Annotated in this window: 8 protein-coding genes; all 8 read right to left on the bottom strand. The window is 73.3% G+C overall.

What is annotated here, in order from left to right; all coding sequences use genetic code 11:
* Positions 1-50: 50 nt before the first annotated feature.
* On the bottom strand, positions 51-1808 hold the full coding sequence (locus tag ACWEKM_RS43740) for an ABC transporter ATP-binding protein (RefSeq protein ID WP_451626881.1): 1758 nt from the start codon (positions 1806-1808) through the stop codon (positions 51-53).
* A complete protein-coding gene (locus tag ACWEKM_RS43745; protein ID WP_451626882.1) occupies positions 1805-3691 on the bottom strand; it encodes an ABC transporter ATP-binding protein in 1887 nt (628 codons plus the stop codon). Before ACWEKM_RS43745 ends, ACWEKM_RS43740 begins: the two co-directional genes overlap by 4 nt.
* Entirely contained in the window at positions 3688-4416 is a 729-nt protein-coding gene (locus ACWEKM_RS43750; protein ID WP_451626883.1) for a class I SAM-dependent methyltransferase, read from the bottom strand. The genes ACWEKM_RS43745 and ACWEKM_RS43750 overlap by 4 nt, the downstream gene beginning before the upstream one ends.
* A 73-nt stretch (positions 4417-4489) precedes the next feature.
* Complete coding sequence (locus ACWEKM_RS43755) at positions 4490-5323, bottom strand: thioesterase II family protein (RefSeq protein ID WP_451626884.1); 834 nt, start codon at positions 5321-5323, stop codon at positions 4490-4492.
* Complete coding sequence (locus tag ACWEKM_RS43760) at positions 5320-6585, bottom strand: cytochrome P450 (protein WP_451626885.1); 1266 nt, start codon at positions 6583-6585, stop codon at positions 5320-5322. The genes ACWEKM_RS43755 and ACWEKM_RS43760 overlap by 4 nt, the downstream gene beginning before the upstream one ends.
* 9 nt (positions 6586-6594) lie before the next feature.
* The gene (locus ACWEKM_RS43765) at positions 6595-8802 is read right to left on the bottom strand and encodes a Gfo/Idh/MocA family oxidoreductase (RefSeq protein ID WP_451626886.1); all 2208 of its coding nucleotides are present in this window, start codon (positions 8800-8802) and stop codon (positions 6595-6597) included.
* A complete protein-coding gene (locus tag ACWEKM_RS43770) occupies positions 8799-9971 on the bottom strand; it encodes a saccharopine dehydrogenase NADP-binding domain-containing protein (protein ID WP_451626887.1) in 1173 nt (390 codons plus the stop codon). Before ACWEKM_RS43770 ends, ACWEKM_RS43765 begins: the two co-directional genes overlap by 4 nt.
* Positions 9968-12388 (bottom strand): methyltransferase (locus ACWEKM_RS43775; protein ID WP_451626888.1); only part of this gene is annotated, 2421 nt, incomplete at its 5' end. The genes ACWEKM_RS43775 and ACWEKM_RS43770, both read right to left, overlap by 4 nt.

The following is a 12388-nucleotide window of genomic DNA, read 5'->3' on the forward strand; positions in this document are numbered from 1 at the left end:
GCCTTCTCTCTGCCGCTGGGTCCGGTTGATCGCGGGTGCCGGGTGAGGGGTCACGACGGTGCCGCCGCCAGTCGCCAGCCGTGGGCGCGGGCCCGCCGCTCCCAGAAGGAGGCGTACGTGCCGCCGGCCGCGACGAGTTCATCGTGTGTGCCCCGTTCGGTGATCTCGCCGTCCTCCAGGACGAGGATCTGGTCGGCGCTCACGACGGTGCTCAGCCGGTGCGCGATGACCAGGAGCGTCTTGCGGTCGGCCAGGGTGCGCACGGTCTCGGCGAACAGCGCCTCGTTCTCCTGGTCGAGGGCGGCGGTGGCCTCGTCGAGGACGAGGATCGGGGCGTCCTTGAGCAGGGCGCGGGCGATGGACACGCGCTGGCGCTGCCCGCCGGACAGTCGCGCGCCGCCCTCCCCCACCTTCGTGGCCCACCCGTCGGGCAGTTCCTCGATCACGCGGTCGAGCCCGGCCAGGGCCGCGGCCTCGGCCAGTTCGCCGTGGCCCGCGTCCGGGGCGGCGATACGGACGTTCTCCTCGATCGTGCCGTCGAAGAGGTAGACGTCCTGGAACACGAGGGAGACGTGGGCCGCCAGCTCGTCGGCGGCGATCTCACGGACGTCGACGCCGCCGATACGGACGGTGCCCTCGGTGGTGTCCCGGAAGCGGGCGAGCAGCCCGGCCACCGTGGTCTTGCCCGCGCCGGAGGGCCCGACCAGCGCCGTCATGCTGCGCTCGGGCAGGCGGAAGGTCACGTCGTGGAGGACCGGGCGTGTGGCTGCCCCGTCCAGCGAGCCGCCGTCGTAGCGGAAGCCGACCCCGGTGAACTCCACGCTCGCGTCGCGGGGCGTCCTGGGCTCGGCGGGCCGGGGGAACGGCGGTTCGTCGAGGACCGCGCCGAGGCGTTCCAGGGTGTTGCGGGCGATGCGCATGCCCGCGCCTGCCTCCGCGGCGGACGACACGCTGTCGATCAGCCGGACCAGCAGCACCAGGAGCGCCAGCAGGGTGGGCACGGTGAGCGACCCGTCGAGCTGCCAGGACACGCCCAGCGCGAGCAGCAGGGCGAACACGAGCCGGGTGGCGAACGAGAAGGAGACCAGTCCGGGCAGGCCCCGTGCGATGAGCCGCCGGTCCGCGCGTGCCTCGGCCACCAGGGCATCGTCCAGGGCATCGTAGCCCTCCGCGGTCCGGCCGAACGCCCGCAGCACCGGCTGGTTGCGCGCGTACTCCAGGACCCGGTCGGCCGACTCGCCGATCGCGGCGTCACGCCCCAGGTCGAGCCGGCGCATCACCGCCGTGCTCGCCAGTTGGACGGCGAACAGCACGGGCGCGCAGACCAGCAGTACCAGGGCTGTGCGGACGTCGAAGAAGAAAGTGGCGACCACCAGCGTCGCCGGGGTGAGGAGGGAGCTGATGAACGGGCGCAGCAGGTGGGCCGGTGTGCTCATCACCTGGATGACGTTCTGTCCGGCCAGCCTGCTGAACTCGGCCGTACGGCCGGTGGTGAACCAGCCGAGGGGCAGGCGCAGGGCCTGGTCCGCCATACGGCGGTGGAGCACCCGAGAAAGCCGGGAACCGACCGTGAACCCGCCGCTGATGGCCGCGCCCTGGAGCACGGCGTACGCGAGCACGCAGACGACGAACGCCGACAGCCAGGGCCACACGTCGTCGGGATCCGTGCCGAGCAGGGCTCGCAGGACGGGCACCAGCAGGGCGAAGGCGACGCCTTGGAGGACGGCCGCGCCGCACTGGAGGACGAGCAGCCGGTTCAGCGGACGGGAGCCCTCCGGCCCCAGGACGCGGTAGAGCTGACGGATCATCGTGCACTTCCCTCTCGGATGTCGTCCGCCGCCCGGTCCACGGCCGCGGGGGCGGGCAGTCGGCCGGGAACGCCGTCGGTCCGGTCCGGCTGTGCGGCCCGCTGGGCCCGCCACAGCGTGGCGTAACGGCCCTGGGCGGCCAGCAGATCGTCGTGGCGGCCCTGTTCGGTGACGCGTCCGTCCTCCAGCACCACGATCCGGTCGGCGGAGCGGATGGTCGACAGCCGGTGGGCGATGACGAGCAGGGTGCGGCCGGCCGCGAGAGCGGACAACGCGTCCTGGATCAGTGCCTCGGAGTGCGGGTCGGCGTACGCGGTCGCCTCGTCGAGCACGAGGACGGGGGCGTCGGCGAGCAACGCCCGTGCGATGGACAGGCGTTGCGCCTCACCGCCGGACAGGGTGACGGCCGTGCCGAGTTCGGTCGCGTAGCCGTCGGGCAGGGCCATGACGCGGTCGTGGATCCGGGCGGCGCGGGCACACCGCTCGACCTCCTCGTCGGTGGCGTCGGGGCGGCCCAGGCGGATGTTGTCGGAGACGCTCGCTCGCAGCAGCCGTACGTCCTGGAGGACGAAGCCGACCCGGCGGTACAGCTCGGTCGCGGGGATGTGCCGCAGGTCGGCGCCGCCGAGGGTCACCGTGCCGGCCGTGACGTCGTGGAAGCGGGGCAGCAGCGACGCCAGGGTGGACTTGCCCGAGCCGGAGGGTCCGACCAGCGCGGTGACCGTGCCGGGGGCGAGGTCGAGGTCGACATCGCTGAGGACGTCGGTGTGCCCGTCGTAGGAGAAGGACACCCCGCGCAGCGAGATGTGGTGGCCGTCGGGCAGAGCGGGGTTCGCGGGTTCGGGGAGTGTGGGGGTGTGCAGGAGTTCCGTGATGCGTACGGCGGCGGCCTGGCCGGCCCGGATCTGCTGGATGCGGGGGCCCACGACGCCCATGGGTGCGGCGACGGCGGGGCCGAGCAGGAGGAAGGGGACGAGTTCGGCGCCGGTCATCCAGTCCTGGGTGACGAACACCGCGCCCGGCACGGACAGGAGCAGCAGGACCACGGCCGGTGCGACCACCAGGATCGCGGCGGTGGAGCTGACCAGGGTGGACCGGACCCAGCCGGAGAAGAAGTCGGCGAAGCCCTCGGTCGCGCGGACGAAACGCTCGTGGGCCTTGCTCCCGCGCCCGAAGCTCTTGAACACGGCGATGCCGGCCGCGAACTCCACGGCGGCGGCGGAGATCCGGCCCAGCGCGGCACCGAACTCGGCCATCTGTGCCGCCGCGCCCGACATCGCCCGGCTGAACAGGAACACGCCCAGCAGCAGGGGCACCACGCTGACCAGGGCGAGACGCCAGTCGACCGTGAGCAGGTAGGCCAGTGCCAGCACCGGGGCCGTGAGGACCGCGACGACGTCGAGCAGCGTGTGGGCGAACAGTGTGTGCAGCGCGCTCACGTCGTCCTGCACCGCCTGCTTGACCTCGCCGCTGCCCCGGTCGGTGAGCCGGCCGAGCGGCAGCCGCCCGATGTGCCGGGCGAGGCGGCGGCGGAGGGTGAGCTGGAGGTCGTTGTCGGCGAGGTGGGCGAGGGCGCCGGCCGCCGTGCCGCACACCAGGGCGAACAGGCCCGCCGCGCAGGCCGACGTGACCAGCGGCCACAGGGCGTCACCGTCGGCAGGAGACCTCCCGGTGAGCCGGTCGGCGATCTTGGAGACGGCGATGAAGGGGACCACTCCGGCGAGGGCCGCGACGGCCTGGAGGCCGACGGCGACGGCCAGTCGGCCCTGGACGGGCTCGGCCAGCGTGCGGAGCGGGCGCGGGGGCGCCTCGGTGCCCGCGCCGGGGGCAGCCGGGTCTCGGGACACCGACTCCGGGCCGGGCTCGGACGGTTGTGACTTCACTTGACGAGTACTCCGATTTCGGGGATGGGCCTGCCGCCCGCCTCGGTGATGCGGCGGCTGGTCATGCCGGCCTCGCGGGCCAGCCGGGCGACGTCGAAGGTGTGCCAGTCGTAGCTGTCGGCGACCTCGCGCACGGTGCGGCCCTCGCGCAGGACCTTCCAGGTGGTGGTGAACCGCATGGCGTCGCCCTCGGTGGGTTCACCGCCGATCCACCACTCGTACGTCTGGCGTCCGATGGTCTCCCTCAGGGACATCACCGGTGGGATGACGCGGGGTGCGGAGACCCCCATGAGTTCCACGACGATGGGCGCACCGTCCGGCAGGCGGGCCGCGAGCCGCTTCCACAGCACCACGCGTTCGGGGACGGTGAGATGGCCGGCCACGCCGAAGATGACGACGGCGGAGAGCCGTTCGGGCAGCACGAGGTCCTGGGCGGCGCCGTCGACCACCGTCACCCGGCGCCGCAGGTCCGGGTCGCGGGCGACCCGGGAGGTGAGCATCGCGCGCATGGTGGCGGACGGCTCGGCCGCGAGGATCTCCGCCTCGGGCAGCGCGGAGGCGATGACCTCGGTCACGCGTCCGGTGCCCGCGCCGATCTCCAGGACGGGGCCGTGCGACACGTCCAGTCCCGCGAGGACGCGGGTGAGCGGCGGACCGCTGCTGGCAGTGTGCCGGGTGGCGACCAGCTCGTAGAACTCGGCCGAGGTCGAGTAGTAGTCGATCACGACATTCTCCAGGCAGGGGTGGCCGAAGGGACGGACATGGCGGGCCGGTTGTGGGCGGCCGGGAGGTGGGGGCTCACGGGGTGCTCGGCCATGTGCGTCGGCCGCCCGTGGTCAGCGAGGGATCCATCCTGCGCAGGACGGCGGCGACCACCTCGCGGCGACGCGGGGTGAGATAGAAGTGGTCGCCGGGGAAGACGCGCACCTCGGTACGGGCGGCGGTGAGGTCCGCCCAGCCGCCGGCCCGGTCGCGGCAGCGCTCCTCGCCGAGTTCCGGATCGGCGCTGCCGGTCAGCACGTGGATCGGACAGGCCAGCGGCGGCCGGTCCTCCGGCCGGTGGGTCTCGATGATCCGGTAGTCGTGGCGCACGGCCGTGAGGACCAGGGAGCGCAGCCCGGGATCGTCGAGGACCTCACGGCTGGTGCCGCCCAGCCGACCCAGTTCCGCGCACAGTACGTCGTCGTCCTGGCGGTGCAGTTGCCCGGTCACCGCCGTGCCGGGCGCGGCCCGGCCCGATGCGAAGAACCGGCGCGGGCCAGGGGCACCGCGGCGGTCCAACTCGTGGGCCAGTTCCCAGGCCACGGCGGAGCCCATGCTGTGCCCGAAGAGGGCGTACGGCCGGTCGAGCAGGGGCAGGACGGCGTCCGCCACCGCGGTCACCAGCTCGCCCATGCCGGCGCTTGCCGGGTCATCGAAGCGGTCCTCGCGGCCCGGGTACTGGATGCCGATGAGCTCGACCTCGGGGGGCATCAGCGCCGCCCAGGGGCGGTAGAAGCCCGCGCTGCCGCCGGCGTGCGGCAGGCAGATCAGCGTGAGCCGGGACGCGGCCCCCTCGTTCCACCGCCGGATCCACGGGCTGTCGGCGCGCGCGGCGCGGGCGGAGACGTTCGCCGAGAAGGAGGCGTTCACCAGGTCACCATGAGTTCTTCGAGGCCGAAGGTGGCCGAGTCGTGTTTGAAGGCGACCTGGTCCCGGTCGCCCGCGAGGCGGAGCGTGGGGACGCGGCGGATGAGCGTCTCCAGGGCGACCTCCAGCTCCAGCCGCGCCAGGTGCTGTCCGATGCACTGGTGTACGCCGTAGCCGAACGCGACGTGGTGGTTGTCCGTGCGGTGGAAGTCGACCCGCTCCGGGTCGTCGAACTGCTCGGGGTCGTGGTTGGCCCCGGCGAGGAGGGCGATGACACCGTCGTCGGCGGGGACGGTCCGGCCGGACAGCTCGATGTCCTCGGCCGCGACACGCAGCGGTATGGAGTCGGCGACGGACAGGACACGCAGGAGTTCGTCGACGGCGGCGGGCATCAGGGAGGCGTCGCGGCGCAGTTGCTCCATCAGCTCCGGCTTGTCCAGGAGGAGCAGGGTGCTCAGGGCGATCATGCTGGTGGTGGTCTCACGGCCGGCGTTGATCGTGATGCCGAGGGTGGACAGCAGCTGGTCCATCGTCACGGTGCCGGTGATCAGCTGGTCGGTGACGAGCTTGGAGATCAGGTCGTCGCCGGGCTCCTCCCGCCGCTCGGCGACCAGCTCGGCGAGCAGGCCGAAGAGGCCACCGAGGGCTTCGGAGACCTGTTGGGCGGTGCTGCGCCGGGAGCCGGAGATCCGGGTGACGTCCCGGAAGAACTCCAGGTTCTGCCGGGGGATGCCGAGCAGTTCGCAGATCACCGAGGTGGAGACGGCGTTGGCGTAGGCGGAGACGAAGTCCACCGGGCCGCCGGTGGCCAGTATGCCGTCCAGGATCTCGTCCACGCGTGCTTGTACGGCGGGCCGCATCGCGCGGACCCGGCGCACCGTGAACACCGGCAGGAGCATCCGCCGGTACCGGGTGTGCTCCGGGGCGTCGGTGCGGATGAAGGGCCGGAACCTGGCCCCGGCCTCCTGCTCACCCTCGCCGAGAGCGGGGAAGTTGGGGCGACGGATGTCGGCGCTGACGCGCGGGTCGGAGAGCAGTTCGCGTACGTCGTCGTAGCGGGTCACCACCCAGGCTTCCCGCTTGGTCGGCAGGGTGACGCGGGCGACCGGGTCCTCGGTGCGCATCGCGTCGTACTCCGCGGGGGCGGCGAAGGGGCAGCCGCGCCGGATCGGGAAGTCCCGGGGCGGGGCGGCGGGCTCCGGTGCGGCATCGGTGGCGGGCTCGTCGGCCGTGTCGGACGCCGTCGGGGATACGGGGGTTGTCATGGGTGGTCCTCAGCTGGCGGTGGAGGAAGAGACAAGGGGGGCGATGGTGCGCGAGGTGTCCGGGCCGTCGGGTGCGGTCCGCGCCTTCGGTTGGTCCGGGCCCTCCGGTGTGGTCCGCCCCTTCGGTTGATCCGGGTCCTCCGGCGCGGTCCGCGTGTTCGGCAGGTTCGGTTCATTCGCCGTGTTCGACCCGTCCGGTGCCCGGGTGAGTACGGCCAGCGGGGGTGCTCCGGGGCGGGTGGGCAGGGCGCGTGCGGTCATGCCGGACTCGGCCACCACGTCCTTCAGTCCGAAGGGCGCCCAGCGGTAGGAGTCGTGCACCTCGCGCTCCGCCTCCTTGGCGGCATCCCGGTAGACGCGCCAGGTGGAGTGCAGGCGCATCACGCCGTCCTCCGTCTCGTCCGGTGCTCCGGCGAACGACCACTCGTAGCGGTGTCGTCCGGCGGTGGCGGTGGCGAGCCTGGTCTCGGGGATGGTCAACGGCTCCTCGAACTGCATGAGTTCGACGACCACGAGCCCGCCGGGGGCCAGCCGCCGGGCCAGCCGCCGCCACAGCCGGGCTCGCCCGTCGGCGTCGAGATGGCCCAGGACCCCGCAGAGCAGGACGACGCTGACCTGGTCCGGGAGGTCCAGGTCGGGAGCGGCGTCCGCGGTGACGGTGACCCGGGAGCGCAGGTCCGGGTCGCTGAAGACCCGGCTGGTGAGCACGGCGCGCATGCCGACCGCCGGTTCGCAGGCGAGGATCTCGGCGTCCGGCCGGGCCCGGGCGACGGCCTCGGTCACCAGGCCGGTGCCGGCGCCGATGTCGACGACCGGTCCGGTGCTCAGGTCGGCGTCGGCGAGGAGCGCGGCGATCGCGGGCGCGCTCGCGGTCGCGGTGTGCTCGGCGGCGACAAGGTCGAAGAACTCCGCCGACGGCGTGTAGGGCGAGGTGTCCACGGTGCCGGGCGGAGTCGGTTCGGGCGCGGTGCCCACAGAGCCGGGCGTGACCGGACCGGAGGCGGTGACCGTCCGGCCCCGGACCGGGCCGGGCTTGCTGCCGGGGCGCGCGTCCGAACGGGGGTGTCCGGTGCCGGGGCGCTCACCGGCCGGGGGCCGGTCGGCGCCGGGCCTGTTCGTGTCGGTGCGGGACTGTTCCGGAGCGGGGAAGACATCGCTGACCGCAAGGGGCCGCGGGATGGCCGGTCGGACGATCTCGGGCGGTCCGAGCCGTGCCGCGAGGTCGGTCCAGATGCGGCATACGGCCAGCTCGTACTGGCCCGAGCGGAGGGCGTCGGCGCCCTGTTCGACGGCCTCGCGGAGCCCGTCGAGGGCACTGCCGATCGCCTCCGGCCACAGGTCGGAGAAGACCGTACGGAAGGTTCCCGTGTTTCCGACGACTGCCGTGGTGCCGAGCCCCAGGCGGCCGGTGCCCGGTCCGTCCAGGACGAAGCGCCGGCCGGCGTCACGTCCGATGTGTAGACGGGGACTCCACAGGAGGGGCCCGTGGGTGTCGGCCAGGGTGAGGACTCCGCCTTCCGTGCCGAGGGAGATCCGGTGCCAGTGGAGGGCGTGGTTGTCCCGGTCGGACGGGTCGAGCTGGTGGTGCACCCGCAGGGTGAGCGGTACGCCGGCGAACACGCCGTGCAGGGAGCGGAACGGCTGCGGCCCGATCTCGGCGGGCAGCGGCGCCGGGTCCGCGAACCGCCAGGGCCGCAGGGTGCCCATCGCCTGTCCGAGGATGTCCACCAAGGGGTGCATCAGGTGGACCGGGGCGGCGGCGTCCACGAAGAGCGGTCGCTGTTGGGCGACGAGCCGACGGGCCGCCTCGATGAAGGCGCGGACCGGAGCGACGTGCGGGTAGTGGGTGTTGAGGCGGTACTGCACACCCCGGCGGCGGGCGTGCCTGAGGTTGTCCGTCAACTCGGTGAGATGGACGGGGTGTTCCTGGAGGACATGGATGCCCCGGCCCATGAGCGCCTTGGCCAGTTCGGTGCCCTCACCGCCCGATATGGAGGAACTCACCGCCACACAGGCAGCGTCGATGTCGGCCGGGAGGTCGGCAGGGGCCGTGTAGTAAGGGACGCCGAGGCTCCGGGCGTACGCCCGGGACGCGGCCGAACCCCGGCTCAGTACGCCGGCCAGAGCGTATCCGGGGCGCCGGCGTGCCGCCTCGGCGTAGAAACGGCCGAAGTTGGTGCCGCAGACCAGCACCCGGAAAGGCGTCGAAGCGCTCACAGCACGCCTTCTTCCACCTGTTCGGCGCCGGCCGCCGCTCCGGTGAGCCGTAGCTCCGCGGCTCCTTGGGACCGCAGGTGCCGCACCACGGTGTCGGGGTCCAGCACATCGCAGGCGAAGTGCACGCCGGCCGGGACCTCGGCCCGGAGCACGGCGTCCACCGCCAGCGCGCCCACGGCCGCGGTGAGCCGGTAGCTGCTGGCCGCGCGCAGCGTCAGTCCCGCCGTCGCCGGCTGCCCGGACGCGGTGCCCGACAGCGTGAAGTCCATGACGTAGTAGGGCTTGCGTCCGGCCAGGTCGAGGTCGGCGGCGAGGATCAGCCGGTCCGCCAGCTCCGCCGGATCGTCTCCGGCGGCGAGGCTTCCCGGCAGGAGATTGAGCAGCGCGCGTACCTGCGGACCGGGGTGGACGTTGTACCAGTCGAGCCGGTCGAGGCCCAGGACGCCGGCGAGGCGTTCGCTCTCACCGCTGAGATAGGGCTGCACGGCCACCCGGCCGGGGAAACCGTCGCGTTCGGTGTCCTCGGCGGTGCGCAGGGCGCGCGGGACGCGCCGGCCGCCGCGGACGGCCGCCAGCGCCTCGCCGTAGGCCGCGCCGTCCGCCCCTCCGGAGGTGAGGGAGAGCATGAGGTCGCGTGCCGCCGTCGTCGAACAGGTCTCCAGGCCGCCGCAGTGCGCGGTCAGCGCGGAGACGCTGTCCAGGCCCTGCCCGGCCAGCCAGCGGGGCAGGAGGCTGGACAGGCCGGGCAGGGCTCCCGCCGACAGGACCACGGTGCGGCCGTCGCGGGCCGGATCACCCTCCCCCAGGAGGTCCTCGGCGGCCGGGTCGTCCCCGGCCACGTCGACGCAGTGCGCGCCGGCGGCGAGTGCCGCCGAGGCCACCGTGGCGCGGAGCAGGTAGGTGGGGCCGACGCAGTTGAGGACGATGTCGCATCCCTCGGTGAAGGCGCGCAGGCCGTCCGGTGCGGTGGCGTCCGCCCGGACGGTCTCGTCATGGCCGATGGGGTCCTCCTCGGCGACCGCGCAGAGCGCCGATGCGGTCCGGCCGCCCAAGCGGAGCCCGGTGTGGCCGAGCGCGCGCAGTTCGCGTACGGCGGCCCGGCCGACCGCCCCGGAGGCCCCCAGGACCCCGATCAGAGGCTTGTTCCCCGCCGTCGTGTTCCCGGTCATCGGGTGATCGCCCCCTGGGTCAGTTCACCGAGCGTTTTGAGGATGCCGGGCGCGTGCTCGACGGCCAGGCAGCTGTAGTGGTCGCCGCCGATGTCGACGATGTCCAGGTCGCCCAGGGTGAGTTCCGCCCAGTAGGTGGTGACGGCGTCCTTGCTGCCGGGGAAGGGGTAGGCGCCGTCGTGCCGCAGGAAGGTGATGTCACCCGCGTAGGGTTCGGCGTCGTAGCGGGTGATGGCGAAGACGCTCTGGCGGAAGGCGAGGAAGAGCCGCGTCATGTGGTCGGGCTCGTAGCTGCCGGCCGAGGCGGGCACCGCCTCGCACATCCGCGCGATGCGGGTGGCGCGGGGTACGTCGGTGAGTCGCCGGAAGCAGCTCGCGACGTCCTCGAACTCCGCGGGCAGCGCGGCGAGTCCGCCGTCCCGCAGGACGCCGGGGCCGGCGGCCAGGACCGCGTCGGCCGCCGCGGCCACCCGGTACTGGTCGGCAGGGAAGCCGAGTTCGGCGGGGTCGATGCCCATCATGACGGCGAAGGAGTACTCGGCGAGCAGTTCGTCGTCCAGCCGGAAGCGGGGGCTGTGGCTGCTGATGACGGTGAGGCTCTCCACCTCGGCCCCGGACTCGGCCAGGTTGCGGGCCACCTCGGTGGCGATCAGGCCGCCCAGGCAGTAGCCGACGACATGGAAGCGGCTCCGCCCGTTCGCCGTCAGGGCCCGCGCGTAGTCGGCCGCCATCTGCTCGATGAGTCCCTCCGGCGGGGCGGCGAGGAATCCGTTCAGGTCCGGGACCTCCACACCGACGACCTCGGCGAGGCCGGGCGAGCGGCGCCTGATCTCGGTGATCAACGCACGGTACGGCATGATCGTCGCGGTTCCCGCGTGCACCAGCACGGTCGTCGGCTCGTCGTCCGAGCGGGCGCCGTGCAGGTGGATCACGGGGTCCGTGCGCACGGGACCTGACGCGGGCGCGGCCTGCGGACCGGCCAGGCCGCGCAGGAACCCGGCCAGACCGGCGACCGTGGGGCGGCGCAGCAGGTGGCGCAGGACGACCTCCCACTCCAGGTCCGCCGCCTGCGGTACGCGTTCGCGGAGCCGACCCACCATCCGAGCCACCAGGAGCGAGTCGCCGCCGAGGTCGAAGAAGTCGTCGTCGCGGGTGACGTGTTCGACCGCGAGGAGTTCCGTCCACAGGTCGGCCAGGCTGTTCTCCAGCTCGTCCATCGGCTGCTCGTCCACGACGACCGGTGCGCTCTCCCGAGGCAGCCAGGTCCGCAGTCGCGCGCGGTCGGTCTTGCCGTTGGCCGTGCGAGGCAGGGTGTCGACGACCTGCCACACCGAGGGGAGCATGTACTCCGGGAGCCTGGTGGCCGCCGTGCGGGCCAGCTCGCCGACGGGCACGTGGTACCGGTCGTCCTTCATCGTGGCGAAGAAGACCTCCTGGCCGGTGAGCGCCAGGGCGTCCTGGGCGTCGGGCAGCGAGGTGACCTCGGACGCGGCGTGTGCGTCGAGGAGGTCACGCCACTGGGTGTGGGTGAGGAAGGACTGGCCGATGTGCTCGCGCAGGTCGGTCCACGCGCGGCCGGCGACCTCCAGGAACTCCATGGAGACCAGCAGCGGGAGGTGCTCGTCGCGGGTGTTCTCCACGAACACGAGCTGTCCGCCGGGTACGAGCAGCTCCCGCAGCCGGCCCACGGCCGCGTCGGCGTCGGCGGCGGCGTGCAGCGTGTTGGCGCAGACCACGACGTCGAAGGTGTTGGGCAGCAGGTGCTGGGAGCGCGGGTCCTCGTCGACGTCGAAGCGCTGGTGGCGGACCCAGGTGTGGTCGGCGAAGCGCTCGCGGGCCTCGCCCAGGAAGAACGCCGAGGCGTCGGTGAACAGGTAGTCGACGCCGTACTCGGCGAGGACGGGTACCAGTTCGCCGGTGGTGCCGCCGACACCGCCGCCGACCTCCAGCACGCGCAGCCGCTCCTCTCCGGTGTGGCCCGCGGCGATCTCGCGCACCGCTGCGACCACGGCACGGTTGAGGTGCCGGATGGCAGGGTTGTCGCGGTAGGCGGCGTCCGCGGCCTCCGTCGCGGCACCGGGGAAGAGCAATTCCCGGATGCCCACCTCCCCGGAGACCAGCTCCGGCAGCCGCTCGGCGCAGGTGCGCATGACGATGAGCAGTTCGGTGCTCCACCCGATCTCGTGCTCCAGCTCGGTGGCGGTCCGCCAGCCGTGTTCCGCCTCGGTCTCGGAGACGGGGACGAGCCCCGCGTAGGTGTCGTCCGCGTCCTGGTGGGCGAGCCGGTCCCGCGCGGCCAGGGCGTGCAGCCAGCGCCGCACGATGTGCCGGTGGCGGGGTGTGGCGCGCAGGGCCGTGCTCACCTCCTCGGCCGTGCGCGCCGCGCCCTCGGCGAACACCCCGGAGGCCGCGAGGAC

The organism is Streptomyces sp. NPDC004752, assembly GCF_053601275.1.